Below are 17335 nucleotides of genomic sequence, written 5' to 3' on the forward strand. Positions count from 1 at the left end.
GCGGGACGGGGCTCCCGCTGGGCCGATACGGTGGGCGAATGCCGAAGAACGAGAACCTGTTCTCATCCTGGCGGGGGCGCTGCGGGCGCGTCACCTCCCGTCTGGTCCACCGCGGATGGCGCGCCGTGCAGCGGGCCGGCGCGGTGACGGCCGAGCGGCCCGGACCGTACCGCTTCGGCCGTATCGGCGTCGGCACCCGGCTGGCGTTCCCCCAGGGCACTGTCTTCGGCGAGCCCTGGATCGAACTCGGCGAGCACTGCGTCATCGGCGAGCAGGTGACCCTCACCGCAGGCATGATGCCCGGTGCGGACCTCGGCCCCGACCCCGTGCTGCGGATCGGCAACGGCGTGGTACTGGGCCGTGGCAGCCATGTGATCGCCTCCGTGCCCGTGGAGTTCGGCGACGACGTGTTCTGCGGTCCGTACGTCTATGTGACCAGCGACAACCACTCCTACGACGATCCGGACCAGCCCATCGGCCGGCAGTGGCCGCGCTCCGTACCCGTCCGCATCGGCCCCGGCAGCTGGCTGGGCGCGGGCGCGGTGATCCTGCCGGGGGCGCGACTGGGCCGCAACGTGGTGGTCGCGGCGGGCGCGGTCGTCCGGGGCGAGGTGCCCGACCACGCCGTAGTGGCCGGGGCACCGGCCCGGATCATACGGCGCTGGGCCCCGGACGAGGGCTGGCAGCCACCGCTGCGCACCCCGGCGCCGGTGCCGATCCCCGAGGACATGACCGCCCAGCAACTGCTCGCGCTGGCGCGGCTGGAACGGGAGCAGGAGAGGGAGCAGGGACGGCAGCACCAGGAGGAACGCGAGCGGGGACGGGAACCGGAGCGGGCACGGGAACCGGAGCCGGGACAGGAACCGGAGCAGAAGGGGGAGCCGGGGCTGGAACGGGAGCGGGGGCTGGAACGGGAGCCGGGGGCCGGGGCGTCGTAGCAGATCAGTAGAGTTTCCGGGACTGTTCCCGACCCCCGAGGTGACCACCGTGAGCCCGCCGCCTCCCCGCGTGACCGTCATCGGCATCGGCGCCGACGGCTGGGACGGGCTCGGTCCCGTGGGCCGCGAGGCGTTGCGCACGGCCGAGGTGGTCATCGGCGGACGGCGCCATCTGGGCCTGCTGCCACCGGAGTGCGAGGGCGAACGGGTGCCCTGGCCCTCGCCGCTGCGCCCGGCCGTCCCCGGGCTGTTCGCCGCGCACACCGGGCGGCGGGTCTGCGTACTGGCCAGCGGTGACCCCATGTTCTTCGGCATCGGCCGGACACTGGCCGAGCTGCTGGGCGCCGAGCGGCTGCGGGTGCTGCCCCATCCGTCGTCCGTCTCCCTGGCCTGTGCGCGGCTCGGCTGGGCGCTGGAGGAGACCGAGGTGGTCAGCCTCGTCGGCCGCCCGTCCGCCACCCTGACCCGTGAGCTGTACCCCGGACGGCGACTCCTCGTGCTCAGCGCGGGCGCGGACACCCCCGCCGAGGTGGCCGGGTTGCTCGGGGAGCGCGGCTTCGGCCCGAGCCGGATGCGGGTGCTGGAGCAGCTGGGGAGCGAGCGGGAACGCTGTGTGGAGGGCACGGCCGAGGCGTGGCCGCATCCGCCGGGCGACCCCCTCAACGTCATCGCCGTGGACTGCGCCCCGGCGGACGGCGCCCGGCGGCTGTCCCTCACCCCCGGACTGCCCGACACGGCGTACGACCACGACGGCCAGCTGACCAAGCGCCATGTGCGGGCAGCCACGCTGGCCGTGCTCGCTCCCGCCCCCGGGGAGCTGCTGTGGGACGTCGGCGGCGGCTCCGGCTCGATCGCCGTGGAGTGGACACGCGCCCACCGCACCTGCCGGGCGGTCTCGGTCGAACGTGACCCGGTGCGCGCCGAGCGCGTCCGCCGCAACGCCGCCGCGCTCGGTGTGCCCGGGGTGACCGTCGTCACCGGCGCCGCCCCGGGCGCCCTGGCCGGACTGCCCACCCCCGACGCGGTGTTCATCGGGGGCGGCCTGACCGCTCCCGGAGTGCTGGAGGCGTGCTGGAGCGCACTGCCGCCGGGCGGCAGGATCGTCGCCAACACCGTGACCCTGGAGTCCGAGGCGCTGCTCGCCGACTGGTACCGCCGCCACGGCGGCGACCTGGTCCGCCTCGCCGTGTCCCACGCCACCCCGGTCGGGACCTTCACCGGCTGGCGGCAGGCGATGCCGGTCACCCAGTGGGCCGCCACCAAACCCCTCGATTCCCAAGGCCCTGGCGCGTACGCCGCCGATCCCGCGGGATCCGTCGAAGCCGCTCAAGGAGAGACACGATGACGGTGTACTTCATCGGCGCGGGCCCCGGGGCCGCCGACCTGATCACGGTGCGCGGCGCCCGGACCCTGGCCCGCTGCCAGGTGTGCCTGTACGCGGGCAGCCTGGTGCCGCGGGAACTGCTCGCCGAATGCCCGCCGGGCGCCCGCCTCGTCGACACCGCGCGGCTCGACCTCGACCAGATCACCGCCGAACTGGTCGCCGCCCACGAGGCGGGCCATGACGTGGCCCGCCTCCACTCCGGCGATCCGTCGGTCTTCAGCGCCGTCGCCGAGCAGATGCGCCGCCTCGACGCGGCCGGAATTCCGTACGAGGTGGTTCCGGGCGTCCCGGCCTTCGCCGCCGCAGCCGCGGCGCTGAAGCGTGAGCTGACCGTGCCGACCGTCGGCCAGACCGTCGTCCTCACCCGCGTCGCGCAGCAGGCCACGCCCATGCCCGAGGGCGAGGACCTGGCCACGCTCGGCCGCAGCCGCGCCCTGCTGGTGCTGCATCTCGCCGCCCGCTATGTGGACCGCGTCGTCGCCGAACTCCTCCCGCACTACGGCGCCGACTGCCCGGCGGCCGTGGTCGCCATGGCCAGCCGCCCCGACGAACTGGTGCTGCGCGGCACGCTGGACGACATCGCGGCGCAGGTGAAGGCGGCGGGCGTGGTGCGGACGGCGGTCATCATGGTGGGCCGCACCCTCGGGGCGGAACAGTTCCGCGACAGCCACCTCTACTCCCCGGCCCGCGAACGCCCCCACGAGCCCTGCGACCCGCCCGGCGCCTGAGCGAGCTGGTGCGGCCTGGCCTGGCTCTGTCGCGGGCCGGTGTGGCTGGTGTGGTGTCGGGGTGCGCCGGGTGGCCCGTCCGGCGCTTGAGTGAAGTCGTGGGGCCTGGCCTGGCTCTGGGCGGGCCGGTGCGGCTGGTGAGCTGCCTGGGCGGTCCGTGTGGCCGTCCGGCGGGTGGGCGGCCGTGGGCGTGTCCCATCGGCGGGTGGGCGGCCGTGGATGTGCCCCGTCCGGCGTGTTGGCGGTCTGTGGGGGCGTCCCGTCCGGCGGGTGGGAGGTCCGGGTGGCCCGTGCGGTGTCGGGGTGGGCCGTGCGACGCCTGGGTGGGCCGTGTGGCTGGTGCGGCGCCTGGGCGGGCTCCTGCGGCCTGTCCGACTCTCGGCGGGCCGGTGGGCCCGCGAGGTGATGCCCCCGGTGCGGCGGTCGGCAGACGCGCCGCACCGGGCGTCAGAGGTCCCGCGGGCCCCTGACGTCCGCGCGGCCCACGATCGTGCCCGCGCGGTCGATGCAGAGCACGTCCACCGCCACCGGCGCCCCGCGCAGTACCCCGAGCGCCGTGTCGCGGGCCGCCGCCGCGACCAGATCGCCGAGCGGTACGCCACGGGCGGAGCACAACTGCACCGTCTCCAGCCCGGTGTTGGCCCGTGCCACCGCCTCCGCCAGCTCCTCGTCCGCCCCGCCGCGGCGGGCCAGTTCCGCGAGGAAGCCCTTGTCCACCTGGGACCGTGAGGAGTGCAGGTCCAGATGTCCGGCGGCCAGTTTGGAGAGCTTGGCGAAGCCCCCGGCGACCGTCAGCCGGTCCACCGGGTGGCGGCGCAGATACTTCAGCACCGCCCCCGCGAAGTCACCCATGTCCAGCAGCGCGTCCTGCGGCAGCCCGTGCACGGCCACCGCCACCTTCTCGGACGTCGAGCCGGTACAGCCCGCCACATGCGTACGCCCCGCCGCCCGTGCGACGTCCACGCCGCGCCGGATGCTGTCGATCCACGCCGAGCAGGAGTAGGGCACCACGATGCCCGTCGTGCCGAGGATGGACAGCCCGCCGAGGATGCCCAGACGCGGATTCCAGGTGGAGCGGGCGATCTCCTCGCCGTGGTCCACCGAGATCTCGATCTCGACATCACCGGTTCCGCCGTGCCGGGCCGCGACCGAGGCGATGTGGTCGCGCATCATCCGGCGCGGCACGGGGTTGATGGCGGGTTCGCCCACCGGGAGGGGCAGTCCGGGCCGGGTCACCGTGCCGACACCAGGACCGGCCCGGAAGACCACTCCGCGGCCGGCCGGCAGGGCCCGTACCGTGGCCCTGACCAGCGCGCCGTGGGTCACGTCCGGGTCGTCGCCCGCGTCCTTGACGACCGCGGCCATGGCCCGGCCCGCCACCAGCTCCTCCGCCGCGAGCGCGAAGGCGGGCCGCTGCCCCCTGGGCAGTTCGATGGTCACCGGATCGGGGAACTCCGCACTCAGCAGCGCGGTGTACGCGGCCGTCGCCGCGGCGGTCGCACACGCTCCGGTGGTCCAGCCGGGCCGCAGCCCCGACCGCTCCAGCTGCGCGCCCCGGCCCCCGGCCGCCTTGGTCTCCGTCCCCGCCTCAGCCATGGACCGGCCGCCGGACATACGATGACGGGCGCACGGACGACGAAAGGCACCCGATGACCAGCGCTCCGGCGCGCCATGTGCTCATCCTCGGCGGCACCACCGAGGCGCGCCGCCTCGCCGAGGACCTCGCCGACGACCCCGCCCTGCGCGTGACCAGCTCCCTCGCGGGCCGGGTCGCCGCCCCGCGGCTGCCCGTGGGGCAGGTGCGGATCGGCGGGTTCGGGGGCGCCGAGGGCATGGCCCGCTGGCTCCGTGAGCACCAGGTGGACGCGCTCATCGACGCCACCCATCCTTTCGCCGACACGATCAGTTCCCATGCGGCCCGTGCGGCCGCCGACGTCCATGTTCCCCTGCTCGCCCTGCGCCGCCCCGGCTGGGTACCCGGTCCGGGCGACCGCTGGCAGGACGTCGGCTCGCTGGCCGAGGCCGCGCGGCTGCTGCCGGACCTGGGGGAGCGGATCTTCCTCACCACGGGACGGATGGGCCTGGCCGCCTTCGCCCACCTGACCGAGCAGTGGTTCCTGGTCCGCTCGGTCGACGCCCCCGAGCCGCCGGTCCCGCCCCGGATGGAGGTGATCCTGGACCGCGGCCCGTTCACCCTCGAGGGAGAGGCGGAGCTGCTGCGCCGGCACCGCGTCGAGGTGCTGGTCACCAAGGACAGCGGCGCCCACGCCACCGCCCCCAAACTCACCGCCGCCCGCGCCGCCGGCATCCCTGTCGTCCTCATCCGCCGCCCACCCGCACCCGCGGGCGTCCCGGTGGCCGAAACCCCCGCCGAAGCCGCCGCCTGGCTGCGGACCACCCTGGTGTGAGCCCGGCGGTCAGCCCTCCGGGTAGCGGCGCGGGGTCCAGACGATCTCGGTGCCGTCGCCGCGGCGGACCGTGCGGGTCTGGGAGGAACCCACCAGGAGGATGGTGCGCATGTCGACCTCGGCCGGGTCGAGGTCGGCCAGGCGGACGATCCGCACCCGTTCCGCGGGGCCTCCGATGTCGCGGCCGAGTACCACCGGGGTGTCCGGGGCGCGGTGTTCCAGCAGGAGTTCGCGGGCCTTGCCCACCTGCCAGACGCGGCTGCGCGAACCGGGGTTGTACAGGGCGAGCACCAGGTCGGCCGCCGCGGCGGCGCGCAGGCGCTCGGCGATGACCTCCCAGGGCTTGAGCCGGTCGGAGAGGGAGACCACCGCGTAGTCGTGGCCGAGCGGGGCGCCGGCCCGGGCGGCGGCGGCGTGGGCCGCCGTCATCCCGGGGACGATCCGCACCGGGACCTCGCGGTAGGGGTCCTCGGAGGCGGCCTCCAGGACGGCGGTGGCCATCGCGAACACGCCCGGGTCGCCCGAGGAGACGACGGCGACGCGCCGGCCCCGGCGGGCCAGGTCGAGGGCGAACTCGGCGCGTACGGCCTCGACCTTGTTGTCGGAGGCGTGGCGCGGCTGGCCCGGGCGTACCGGCACCCGGTCCAGATAGGTGGTGTAGCCGACGAGGTCGTCGGCGGCCGACAGTTCGGCCCGTGCCTCGGGGGTGAGCCACAGCGGACCCGCCGGGCCGAGGCCGACGACGACGACCTCGCCCGGGCCGGATCCCCCGCGTGGCGCGTCCACGCGGCTGGGCAGCACCGCCATCGAGAAGTACGGCACCGACTCGGGGTCGACCTCGGCCAGCCGGGCGGTCCGCTCCGCGTCCATCGTGGCGCGCTCCACATAGCGCGCGTCCGCGAGCCGCCCCGACCGCTCCAGCGCCCGCCGCACCGTCGGGAAGGTCCGGCCGAGCTTCATCACCGCCGCCGCGTCCGCCGTCGCCAGACGGGCCGTCAACTCCTCCTCCGGCAGGGTGCCGGGGAGGACCGTCAGCACCTCCTCGCCCTCCACCAGCGGTACGCCGAGCCGGGCGGCCGCGGCGCTGACCGAGGTGACACCGGGGACGACCTCGGTGGGGTAGCGGTCGGCGAGCCGCTTGTGCATGTGCATGTACGAGCCGTAGAAGAGCGGATCGCCCTCCGCGAGCACCGCGACCGTGCGCCCCGCGTCCAGATGCGCGGCGAGCCGTGCCGCCGCCTCCGTGTAGAACTCCTCCATCGCGCCCCGGTAACCGCCGGGATGGTCGGTGGACTCGGTGGTGACCGGGTAGACCAGCGGTTCCTCGATGTGGTCGGGCCGCAGATGCCGCTCGGCGATCGACCGCGCGATGCTGCGGCCGTGCCGGGCGCTGTGGTACGCGACGACATCGGCCTGGGCGATGACCTCCACGGCGCGTACGGTCATCAGGGAGGGGTCGCCGGGGCCGAGCCCCACACCGTAGAGCCGGCCCGTCTGCTGCTCGCTCACTCTTCCTCGCTCGCTATCGCGTTGATCGCGGCCGCGGCGATGGCGCTGCCGCCGCGCCGGCCGTGCACCACCAGGTGGTCGAGCGCGGCCGGATGTCCGGCCAGCGCCTCCTTGGACTCTGCGGCGCCGATGAAGCCCACCGGCACGCCGATCACGGCGGCCGGGCGCGGTCCGTCCGCCCCGCCTTCCTCGATCATCTCCAGCAGCCGGAACAGGGCGGTCGGGGCGTTGCCGACCGCCACCACCGCCCCTTCGAGCCGGTCCCGCCACAGCTCCAGCGCGGCGGCGCTGCGCGTGGTGCCCATGCGGCGTGCCAACTCCGGTACGGCCGGGTCCGAAAGCGTGCAGATCACCTCGTTGTCGGCGGGCAGCCGCTTGCGGGTGACCCCGCTGGCCACCATGCGCGCGTCACAGAGCACGGGCGCGCCGGCCCGCAGCGCGGCGCGGGCCCGGGAGACCACCTCGGTCGTGTACGCGAGGTCCTTGACCAGGTCGACCATGCCGCAGGCGTGGATCATCCGCACCGCGACCTGGCTGACGTCGGCGGGCAGCCCGCCGAGGTCGGCCTCGGCACGGATGGTGGCAAAGGAGGCGCGGTAGATGGCCGCTCCGTCCTTCTCGTAGTCGAACACGGTGTCCTCGATCATGTCGTTCCGCGGGCCGCCGCCACGGCGCCGGCCAACTGCTCTGTTGTCACATCCACGCTGTCCGCCTCCGGCGTGTCTCTCCTCGCACCCCGTACGGCGATCCGGTAGCCCGCGTCGCCGGTCGCCAGCGCGTCCACCCAGCGGCCCCCGGGGTGACCGCAGCGCCGTTCACAGCCGGAGACGTACACCGGCAGGGGAGCGGTACCGGGGCCTGGGCCTGGTTCGGGGCCTGGTTCGGGGACGAGTCCGGGGTCGGGGCCGGTGCCGGTACCGGGGCCGGGCTCGTCCCGGTCGTCGCCGGGCGCCGTGTCCCCGGCCACCCGTCCCGCACCCGCGGCCCCCCGTGCCGTGTCCCCGGCCCTGCGTGCCGCACCCGCGGCCCCCCGTGCCGTGTCCCCGGCCCTGCGTGCCGCACCCGCGGCCCCCCACGCCGTACCCCCGGCCGCCCGCTCCGTATCCGCGACCATGCGCGCCGTGTCGGCCCGCACATCCGCCAGGGACTTGGCGCAGCCCGGCCGTCCCGTGCACGCGCCGACCCCGAGCCACGGTGAGTCCGGCGCGGTCACCAGTCCCGCCTCGGACAGCGCGGAGCAGGCGTCGCGGGCGCCGTCCGGGGACAGCCCGGGGAGCACCACGCCGCGCCAGGGTGTCATACGCAGCTCGTCCGCCCCGCTCCGGGAGGCGAGCGCGGTGAGCAACCGCCACTGGTCCGCGTCGGCCCGGCCGAGCGGTACGGCCACCGACACCGCGTGGCGCCCCTCCGGCCCGGTCACCAGCCCCGGCGCGGGCGGCGGTTGCGGGGTCTTCGGGCCCGGCGCGTCCGGCCGAGGCACCGCGTCGATGCCCGCGGCGGCGAGCCGGGCCGCCACGCCTTCGGTGGTCACGGCGTGTTGCGCGGGCAGCTCCCGTACCCGCCAGGCCCGTGTGCCGCTTTCCCGCACCCTCGTCAGGAACTCGGCGGCGGCCAGCGCGGCCGCACGCGGCGCGTCCCCGCCCCGCACCCACAGCACTGCCCGCGGTGTGTCGCCGCCCCTTCCCGCACCCCGCTGCGCCACGTCGTCGGCGACGACGCACCGGTCAGCGCCCGCGCCAGCGGCGCGACACGCCGTAGCGGCCATCCGCAGCAGGGCTCCGCCGTCGGGCGTTGCGATCAATGTCACATCCGCGCCCAGGGTGGCCACATCACCACGCCCATCGTCCAGCGCGAACAGAAACCTGCCCGACAAGCCCGACAATTCCCCGTGCTCCGCCGGTGTGCCGCCGCACAGCACGGCGTCCAACTCCCGTACCCACCCGGTGACATCGGCGTACCCCTCGCCGTCCAGGCCGGACAGTGGCGACGCCACGACGTTGCGCACCCGGTCATGGCGGTCCGAGGGCAGCAGTCCGGCCGTCCGCAGCCGGGCCGCCAGCTCCGCGCCGCACCCCGCCTCAAGGCCGCGTACCTGCAGGTTGCCCCGTGAGGTGATGTCCAGCCGGCCGTCGCCCAGCTCCTCGGCCACCCGCCCCACCACGGTCGCCTGACGGGCCGTCAGCAAGCCGCCCGGCACCCGGATCCGCGCGAGCGAACCGTCGTCCGCCGGGTGCAGCCGCAGCGCGCCGGGACAGGCGTCGTCGCGTCCGCGTATGGGGGGTTCGTCCCCTGATGGGGTGGTTGTCGGGGGGAGGGGCATGGCGGCGAGCATACCGACGATCCGGTCCGGCCCACCGCCCCGGCCGGGCCGGATGTCACCGCCCCGTGCCAGGCCGGCAACGCTTACTATGCTCAGCGGCGGGTCGGTCCCGGCCCGCCGGACGCACAAGACGGCGTTCACGGTAGGAAGCCGGTGGAAATCCGGCGCGGTCCCGCCACTGTGAGCGCGGCGGCTGCCCCGCGGCAGCGGCCGGGCGAGCCAGGAACTACCGCCGTCTTCAACCCGCCCGGGGCGCGGACCCCGAGGAAGGCATGCCGCCGCATGATTCTGCTGCTGTCGACGTCCGACACCGACCTGCTCAGCGCCCGTGCCGCCACGGGCCCGGTGCCGTACCGCCTCGCCAACCCGGCCCGCCTCGCCCTCGACGACCTGCCCGGCCTCCTGGAGGGCGCCGAACTCGTCGTCGTACGGCTCCTCGGTGGCCTCCGCGCCTGGCAGGAGGGGCTCGACATCCTGCTGGCGGGCGACCTCCCCGTCGTCGTCCTGACCGGTGAACAGGCGCCCGACGCCCAGCTCATGGAGGCGTCCACGGTCCCCGTCGGCATCGCCGCCGAGGCCCACGCCTACCTCGCCCACGGCGGGCCCGCCAACCTGGCCCAGCTGGCCCGGTTCCTCTCCGACACCGTGCTCCTCACCGGTCACGGCTTCGAACCCCCCGCGCCCGCGCCCACCTGGGGCCCGCTGGAGCGCGCCGCCCGCGCGGCCGACCCCGACGGCGCCACCCGCCCGACCATCGCGGTGCTCTACTACCGCGCCCACCACATGAGCGGCAACACCGCCTTCGTCGAGGCCCTGTGCCGGGCCGTGGAGGACGCCGGGGGCCGTCCGCTGCCGCTGTTCGTCGCCTCTCTGCGCGCCCCCGAACCCGAGCTCATCCAGGCCCTCGGCGCGGCCGACGCCGTCGTCACCACCGTCCTCGCGGCCGGTGGCACCCGCCCCGCCGAGGCGTCCGCGGGCGGCGACGACGAGGCGTGGGACGCGGGCGCGCTCGCCGCGCTCGACGTGCCCGTGCTCCAGGCGCTGTGCCTGACCTCACCGCGCGCCGCGTGGGAGGAGAACGACGAGGGGCTGTCGCCGCTGGACGCCGCGACCCAGGTCGCCGTCCCCGAGTTCGACGGGCGGCTCATCACCGTGCCGTTCTCGTTCAAGGAGGTCGACGAGGACGGTCTGCCGGTCTATGTCGCCGACCCCGAGCGCGCCGCGCGTGTCGCCGGGATCGCGGTACGACACGCCCGGCTCCGCCATGTGCCCGCCGCCGACAAGCGCCTGGCGCTCGTCCTCTCCGCCTACCCCACCAAACACTCCCGGATCGGCAACGCCGTCGGCCTTGACACCCCCGCGAGCGCCATCGCCCTGCTGCGCCGGCTGCGCGCTTCAGGCTACGACCTCGGGCCCGAGGACGGGCCGGACGCGCTCCCGGGCCTGGTGTCCGGCGACGGCGACGAGTTGATCTACGCCCTCATCGAGGCGGGCGGCCATGACCAGGAGTGGCTCACCGAGGAGCAGCTGGCCCGCAACCCCGTCCGCATCCCGGCCGCCGACTACCGCCGCTGGTACGCCACGCTGCCGAGCGAGCTGCGCGAGGCGGTCGAGGAGCACTGGGGCCCGCCGCCGGGGGAGATGTTCGTCGACACCAGCCGCGACCCCGAGGGCGAGATCGTGCTGGCCGCGCTGCGCCGCGGCAACCTCCTGGTCGTCATCCAGCCGCCGCGCGGCTTCGGCGAGAACCCCATCGCCATCTACCACGACCCGGATCTGCCGCCCTCGCACCACTACCTGGCCGCCTACCGCTGGATCGCCACCCCCCGCGCCGACGGCGGCTTCGGCGCCGACGCCATGGTCCACCTGGGCAAACACGGCAACCTGGAATGGCTGCCGGGGAAGAACGCCGGACTGTCCGCCGCCTGCGGCCCCGACGCCGCGCTCGGCGATCTGCCGCTGATCTACCCCTTCCTGGTCAACGACCCGGGCGAGGGCACCCAGGCCAAGCGCCGCGCCCACGCCACCCTCGTCGACCACCTCGTCCCGCCGATGGCCCGCGCCGACTCCTACGGGGACATCGCGCGGCTGGAGCAGCTGCTGGACGAGTACGCCGCCATCTCCTCGATGGACCCGGCCAAGCTCCCCGCCATCCGGGCCCAGATCTGGACCCTCATCCAGGCCGCCCGGCTCGACCACGACCTGGGCCTGGAGGAGCGGCCGGACGACGACGGCTTCGACGACTTCCTGCTGCACGTCGACGGCTGGCTGTGCGAGGTCAAGGACGCCCAGATCCGCGACGGCCTGCACGTCCTGGGCACCGCCCCGACCGGTCCCGAACGGGTCAACCTGGTGCTGGCCATCCTCCGCGCCCGCCAGATCTGGGGCGGCACGTCCGCGCTCCCCGGGCTGCGCGAGGCGCTCGGCCTGGACGAGTCGGCCGCCACCCGCACCGGCGCGGACGAGGCCGAGGAGCGGGCCCGCGCGCTGGTCCAGGCGATGGAGGACGCCGAATGGGCCCCGGAGGCGGTCGAGAAGGCCGTGCTCACGCTGGCCGAGGAGCAGCGCCCCGCCGTCGCCGCGATCCTCGACTTCGCCGCCCGCGAGGTGGTCCCCCGGCTGGCCGCCACGACGGACGAGATCGAGCACGCCGTCCACGCCCTGGCCGGCGGGTTCGTCCCCGCGGGGCCGTCCGGCTCGCCGCTGCGCGGACTGGTCAACGTCCTGCCGACCGGCCGTAACTTCTACTCCGTCGACCCCAAGGCGGTGCCCAGCCGGCTGGCCTGGGAGACCGGCCAGGCGCTCGCCGACTCGCTCCTGGAGCGCTACCGTGCCGACAACGACGGCCAGTGGCCGAAGTCCGTCGGCCTGTCGCTGTGGGGGACCAGCGCGATGCGCACCTCCGGGGACGACGTGGCCGAGGCGCTCGCGCTGCTGGGCGTCCGCCCGGTGTGGGACGACGCCTCGCGACGAGTAACGGGACTCGAACCCGTACCGCTCGACCAGCTGGGCCGTCCGCGCGTGGACGTGACCCTGCGCATCAGCGGGTTCTTCCGGGACGCCTTCCCCCACGTCGTCGGGCTGCTCGACGACGCCGTACGGCTCGCCGCCTCCCTCGACGAGTCCGACGAGGACAACTACGTACGGGCGCACACCCGCGCTGATCTGGCCGAACACGGTGACGAGCGCCGCGCCACCACCCGGATCTTCGGCTCCCGGCCCGGTACGTACGGCGCCGGACTGCTCCAGCTCATCGACAGCCGGGACTGGCGCACCGACGCCGACCTCGCCGAGGTCTACACGGTCTGGGGCGGCTACGCCTACGGCCGTGGGCTGGAGGGGCGGCCGGCGCGGGCCGAGATGGAGAGCGCCTACCGCCGGATCGCGGTCGCGGCCAAGAACACCGACACCCGCGAACACGACATCGCCGACTCCGACGACTACTTCCAGTACCACGGCGGCATGGTGGCCACCGTGCGCGCCCTGAAGGGCACCGCGCCCGCCGCGTACATCGGCGACTCCACCCGCCCCGAGACGGTCCGCACCCGCACCCTCCACGAGGAGACCTCACGGGTCTTCCGCGCCCGGGTGGTCAATCCGCGCTGGATCGAGGCGATGCGCCGCCACGGCTACAAGGGCGCCTTCGAGCTGGCCGCGACGGTCGACTACCTCTTCGGCTACGACGCCACCACGGGCGTGGTCGCCGACTGGATGTACGACAAGCTCGCCCAGACCTATCTGCTCGACCCGGAGAACCGCTCCTTCCTGGAGGAGGCCAACCCCTGGGCGCTGCACGGCATGGCCGAGCGGCTGCTGGAGGCCGAGAGCCGCGGACTGTGGGCCGAGCCCGACCCGGAGGTGCTGGAGCGGGTGCGGGAGCTGTACCTGGAGACGGAGGGCGGCCTGGAAGGCGGGGACGACTGAGCCGCCGTCGTACGGGCCGGACGCGGGCCTGACACGGGCCGGGGCGCGGAACTGACGTGGGCCGGGCGCGGCATTGACGCGGTCCTGACGCGGGCCGGGGCGCGGGACTGACGCGGGCCGGGCAGCGCCCCGGCCGCCTGTCCGGTCCGGCCTGGTCATGGTCCGGACCGGGCCGTGACCAGGCCGGACCGGTGCGGTCACGCCCGGCCCGTTCCGGCCCTCGCCCGGGGTCGGTGTGGCCCGGCCCGGGCGGACCGGGCCACCTTCGGGCTCCGGCTCAGCCGGCGGAGGACCTCGTGGCGGGCCGGGCGGCCGCGTGGACCCGGTCCGGCCAGGGGGGACAGCTGACCAGTTCGGCCCACTCGCGGTCGTAGCGGCCGGGCACCGCGCGCCCCGCGGACGTCCAGCGCTCGACCAGCGCCGCGTAGATGGGGACGGATGTGGATGTGTGAACGGTCTGATGAACCGTTCCGTCGCCTTCGGTGCTCCGGTCCAGCGCTCTGCTCGGCTGCGAGAGAGAACGGCGTCGCATCGTCGTCGTCATATTCGGACAACGCGCCCCGCTCCGCCGGGTCACCTCCCGCCCACCGGTCTCACCCGCATCGGCGTGGTGTCGCACATGTCAGCGACTCCCGGGCGGCCCGTCCGGACGGCCGGGCCGGTCGCCGGGGGCGATCAGCTTTTTCGTAGTCCGAAAATGAAAAGCGTTGCCGCATTCATAAAAGTCATTCACCAAAAGTCTCTTGATAACCGTCTCCATTGCAGCCTTTGGTGATTCCCCCCATGGCTGCTTCAATTGCGCTGTCCCGAAGACGATTCGAGGAGGAGCGGGTGGGAGCTCATGCGCACGGACCCGGCGAGGGGCACGGCGGACCTGGGCGCGGCGGCCACGCGCACGGGGTGGCGGAGAACGCCGACCGCCGGTGGCTGTCCATCGCCCTCGCGCTGATCAGCGGCTTCATGGTGGTCGAGGTCGTCGTCGGGATCATCGCCCGGTCGGTGGCGCTGCTGTCCGACGCGGCCCATATGCTCACCGACGCCGCCTCGATCGTTCTCGCCCTCATAGCCATCCGGCTCTCGGCGCGGCCCGCACGTGGTGGATACACCTATGGGCTCAAGCGGTCGGAAATTCTTTCCGCCCAGGCCAATGGCCTTTCCCTGCTGCTGCTCGGCGCCTATCTCGGCTATGAGGGAGTGGCGCGGCTGATCGATCCGCCCGAGGTGACCGGTGGTCTGGTGCTGACCACGGCGCTGGCCGGGGTGGTGGTGAACCTCGCCGCCGCGTGGTGCATGTCGAAGGCGAACCGCTCCTCGCTCAATGTCGAGGGCGCCTTCCAGCACGTGCTCAACGACCTCTACGCCTTCATCGCCACCGCCGTCGCCGGACTGGTGGTGCTGACGACGGGCTTCGCCCGGGCCGACGCGATCGCCGGTCTGGTGGTGGTCGTCCTCATGATCAAGGCGGGTGTGGACCTGCTGCGGGCCTCCGGCCGGGTGCTGCTGGAGGCCGCCCCCGCTGGCGTCGAGCCCGACGAGGTGGGCGGTCGGCTGGTCGCCCACGGGCAGGTGGCCGAGGTGCACGATCTGCACGTCTGGCAGATCACCTCGGGCGAGGTCTCGCTCTCCGCCCACGTCCTGGTCGCGGCGGAAGGCGACTGCCATGCGGTCCGGGAGGGCCTGGAGGCCGTGCTGCGCGCCGAGTACGGGATCACCCACACCACGCTCCAGGTCGACCATCTGGGCGACCTCGCCCCCAGGGGGCGGACGGATGGGGAGCACTGCCTGACCGCCCACGGCCCGGTGCACCGGGCCGCGCCGCGGGACCACTGAGGGGCGCGGCCGGCGGCGCGGTGCGTGGGCCCGCCGGGAGGCGTCTCGGGCAGCGGCCGTCCCGGCCGACGGCGGTCTCGGCCGGTGGCGGTCTCGGGCGGCGGCGGTCTCAGGCGGCGGCCGGGGCGCCCGGGGTGAAGGCGGCGGTCAGGACCTTCTTGGTGACGTGGGCGACCAGCGCTTCGAGGGCGATACGGGCCAGCTTGGCCAGTACGGTCGTCAGGATCTCGGCCATGGGGGTGGTACCTCACTGGGGGAACTCGATACGGAAGCCAGGCATCCGCTTCCATCGAAGAGGGTGGACGGTCCCGGTGAGGACCCGGGGGACTCCAGGTGTGACGCAGATGAACGGATGGCGAGCTCTTGGGGTGTGTCCCGCGTGGCGCGGTGCCCTGTGTGTCGGGTGTGTCTCGCGTGTTGGGTGTGCCCGGTGCGGCGGGGTGCCCCGCGTGGCGGGATGCCCTACGTGTCGGGTGTGCTCCGCGCGGCGGCGTGCCTCGAGCCTCGGGCTTCCCCGCGCGTCAAGCGGTCTCCCGCGCGTCGGCGTGTCCCGTGCGTCAGACCCGGCGCCCCGGCTGATCCGTCTCCTCGAGCCTGACCGGTGGCAGGTACTCGCTCAGCAGGGTCCGGTGCCACCAGGCCCCGGTGGCCCGCCGCTCCTGGGGAGTGGTGAAGCGGTAGAGGTACAGCCGGGCGCGCAGATGGGTCGGCGGGGCCTTCGGGAAGGGGGTGGCCCGCAGCAGCTTCACCGTCGCCCGGTCGTTGACCAGCAGCTTGCCGATCAACGGGGTGAACCAGGATCCGGCGTAGGCCGGTGAGATTCCCGCGAACCACATCATCCAGTCCAGTCGCAGGTGGTACGGGGCGTACTGGCGCGGCATCCGGCGCACATCGCCCGGTTTGCCCCGGAACTCGTAGTCCTTCCAGACCGTGTCCGGCGTGAGGACCGGATCGTCCGTGCCCTGGATCACCACCTCCTGCCGGCTGCGGTTGACGCTGCCGAAGGCCCCGTAGGTGTTGACCAGGTGCAGCGGATTGAACGAGTAGTTCATCAGCTGGCGGCCGGACAGCAGGTTACGGGCCGGCCAGTAGCTGAGCACCAGCACCAGCGCGGTGGCGGCCGACACCACCACCTCGTACCAGACCGGCGCAGCGGGGAGGTCCGGCGGCCGGGGCAGCCCCAGCACCTCGGCGGCGCGGAGCCCGTCGACCGCCGGGAGCGCCAGCAGGATCGTCAGCCAGTTGAGCCAGGAGAAGTTCCCGGAGGCCACCAGCCACAGCTGGGTGACCACGACGATCCCCGCGGCCACGCTCGCGACCGGCTGCGGGGTGAACAGCAGGACCGGCACGATCAGCTGCGCCACATGGTTGGCCGCCACCTCCGCCCGGTGCAGCGGTTTCGGCAGATGGTGGAAGAACCAGCTCAGCGGCCCCGGCATCGGCTGGGTTTCATGGTGGTAGTAGAGGCAGGTCAGATCCCGCCAGCAGCGGTCCCCACGGATTTTGATCAGCCCGGCGCCGAACTCCACCCGGAACAGCAGCCAGCGCAGCAGCCACAGGATGAGAACGGGCGGCCCGGTGCGCTCGTTGCCCAGGAAGACGGCGAGGAACCCCGACTCCAGCAGCAGTGACTCCCAGCCGAAGCCGTACCACACCTGCCCCACGTTGACGATCGACAGGTACAGCAGCCACAGCACCAGCCACGCCGCCATCGCGGCCGCCGTCGGCACCCGGTCCGCGGCCCCCACCAGCAGCGCGGCCGACAGCGCGGCCCCCAGCCAGGCGCAGCAGACGAAGAACCGGTCCGAGTAGTGCAGATGGAACAGGCTGGGCGACCGCCGGAACGGCACCCGGGCGAGGAAACGCGGCACCGGGGTCAGCCCCCGCTCGCCGAGCAGGGCCCGGCCCTGCCGGGCGGCCACCAGAAAGGCGATCAGGTAGACGGCGGCCAGGCCCCGTTGGAAGACCAGTCGGCTCAGCCAGTAGTCGGATGAGGTGAACCACTCCATGGGGGCCGCTCCCTGGGCCTGTCTGCCGTGGGCCTGCGTGTATCCGTACCACCTACCACGGGTGCCCACCATGCGCCGGGTCGCACGGCGGACGGAGTTCATTCGGTAGGGGGTTCACCACTCGGTCCACGATCCCGGCCCGGCGGTCCGCCGTCGAGGCGGCGCTGCGGCGGCTGCTGGAGTCCTGGGGCGTGACCGCGGCCGCCCCCTCGGCCACTCGGTGGGTGAGCCGCCCGCGGCGCACGGGTCAGCGGGCGGCCGCCGTACCGGACCGCTCCTCGGCCG

Annotated in this window: 13 protein-coding genes and 1 riboswitch; of the genes, 6 read left to right on the top strand and 7 right to left on the bottom strand. The window is 74.3% G+C overall.

Features of this window, described 5'->3' with window-relative positions:
* The first annotated feature begins 38 nt into the window (after window positions 1–38).
* The 3 genes from AXW62_RS20810 to cobM are packed head-to-tail and all read left to right on the top strand — an operon-like array spanning window position 39 to window position 3050.
* Window positions 39–938: an acyltransferase gene (locus AXW62_RS20810; protein WP_252368669.1), complete on the top strand. Its 900-nt coding sequence runs from the start codon at window positions 39–41 to the stop codon at window positions 936–938.
* A 40-nt stretch (window positions 939–978) separates the two neighbouring features.
* A complete protein-coding gene (gene cbiE, locus AXW62_RS20815; protein WP_370682925.1) occupies window positions 979–2283 on the top strand; it encodes a precorrin-6y C5,15-methyltransferase (decarboxylating) subunit CbiE in 1305 nt (434 codons plus the stop codon).
* Window positions 2280–3050: a precorrin-4 C(11)-methyltransferase gene (cobM, locus tag AXW62_RS20820; protein WP_060945868.1), complete on the top strand. Its 771-nt coding sequence runs from the start codon at window positions 2280–2282 to the stop codon at window positions 3048–3050. The genes cbiE and cobM overlap by 4 nt, the downstream gene beginning before the upstream one ends.
* 447 nt (window positions 3051–3497) lie before the next feature.
* Here the strand turns inward: cobM and AXW62_RS20825 are convergent, their stop codons facing one another.
* Window positions 3498–4646, bottom strand: coding sequence for a cobalt-precorrin-5B (C(1))-methyltransferase (locus AXW62_RS20825; protein ID WP_060945879.1), 1149 nt, complete (start codon window positions 4644–4646; stop codon window positions 3498–3500).
* 53 nt (window positions 4647–4699) lie between these two features.
* Between AXW62_RS20825 and AXW62_RS20830 the strand changes: the two genes are divergently transcribed.
* Window positions 4700–5458, top strand: coding sequence for a cobalt-precorrin-6A reductase (locus tag AXW62_RS20830; protein ID WP_060945869.1), 759 nt, complete (start codon window positions 4700–4702; stop codon window positions 5456–5458).
* A gap of 9 nt (window positions 5459–5467) precedes the next feature.
* Here the strand turns inward: AXW62_RS20830 and AXW62_RS20835 are convergent, their stop codons facing one another.
* The 3 genes from AXW62_RS20835 to AXW62_RS20845 are packed head-to-tail and all read right to left on the bottom strand — an operon-like array spanning window position 5468 to window position 9287.
* Complete coding sequence (locus tag AXW62_RS20835) at window positions 5468–6967, bottom strand: precorrin-2 C(20)-methyltransferase (RefSeq protein WP_060945870.1); 1500 nt, start codon at window positions 6965–6967, stop codon at window positions 5468–5470.
* On the bottom strand, window positions 6964–7614 hold the full coding sequence (locus tag AXW62_RS20840) for a precorrin-8X methylmutase (protein WP_060945871.1): 651 nt from the start codon (window positions 7612–7614) through the stop codon (window positions 6964–6966). The genes AXW62_RS20835 and AXW62_RS20840 overlap by 4 nt, the downstream gene beginning before the upstream one ends.
* Window positions 7611–9287 carry a ferredoxin-like domain-containing protein gene (locus AXW62_RS20845; protein WP_252368670.1) on the bottom strand — a complete coding sequence of 559 codons (1677 nt, stop codon included), beginning with the start codon at window positions 9285–9287 and terminating at the stop codon, window positions 7611–7613. The genes AXW62_RS20840 and AXW62_RS20845 overlap by 4 nt, the downstream gene beginning before the upstream one ends.
* Before the next feature lie 143 nt (window positions 9288–9430).
* Window positions 9431–9516, top strand: a riboswitch (cobalamin riboswitch).
* A gap of 53 nt (window positions 9517–9569) precedes the next feature.
* Here AXW62_RS20845 and cobN point away from each other — a divergent pair.
* On the top strand, window positions 9570–13211 hold the full coding sequence (gene cobN, locus AXW62_RS20850) for a cobaltochelatase subunit CobN (protein WP_060945873.1): 3642 nt from the start codon (window positions 9570–9572) through the stop codon (window positions 13209–13211).
* Window positions 13212–13488: 277 nt separating this feature from the next.
* On the opposite strand, the gene AXW62_RS20855 is transcribed toward cobN, so the two are convergent.
* Window positions 13489–13743: a hypothetical protein gene (locus AXW62_RS20855; RefSeq protein WP_037645049.1), complete on the bottom strand. Its 255-nt coding sequence runs from the start codon at window positions 13741–13743 to the stop codon at window positions 13489–13491.
* A 251-nt stretch (window positions 13744–13994) separates the two neighbouring features.
* Between AXW62_RS20855 and AXW62_RS20860 the strand changes: the two genes are divergently transcribed.
* The gene (locus tag AXW62_RS20860; protein ID WP_060945874.1) at window positions 13995–15041 is read left to right on the top strand and encodes a cation diffusion facilitator family transporter; all 1047 of its coding nucleotides are present in this window, start codon (window positions 13995–13997) and stop codon (window positions 15039–15041) included.
* Window positions 15042–15150: 109 nt separating this feature from the next.
* Here the strand turns inward: AXW62_RS20860 and AXW62_RS46705 are convergent, their stop codons facing one another.
* Window positions 15151–15276, bottom strand: coding sequence for a hypothetical protein (locus AXW62_RS46705; protein WP_289306013.1), 126 nt, complete (start codon window positions 15274–15276; stop codon window positions 15151–15153).
* Window positions 15277–15598: 322 nt separating this feature from the next.
* On the bottom strand, window positions 15599–17050 hold the full coding sequence (locus AXW62_RS20865; protein WP_060945875.1) for a lipase maturation factor family protein: 1452 nt from the start codon (window positions 17048–17050) through the stop codon (window positions 15599–15601).
* Window positions 17051–17335: the final 285 nt, after the last annotated feature.

It is taken from the genome of Streptomyces hygroscopicus subsp. hygroscopicus, from assembly GCF_001553455.1.
Classification (GTDB): domain Bacteria; phylum Actinomycetota; class Actinomycetes; order Streptomycetales; family Streptomycetaceae; genus Streptomyces; species Streptomyces hygroscopicus.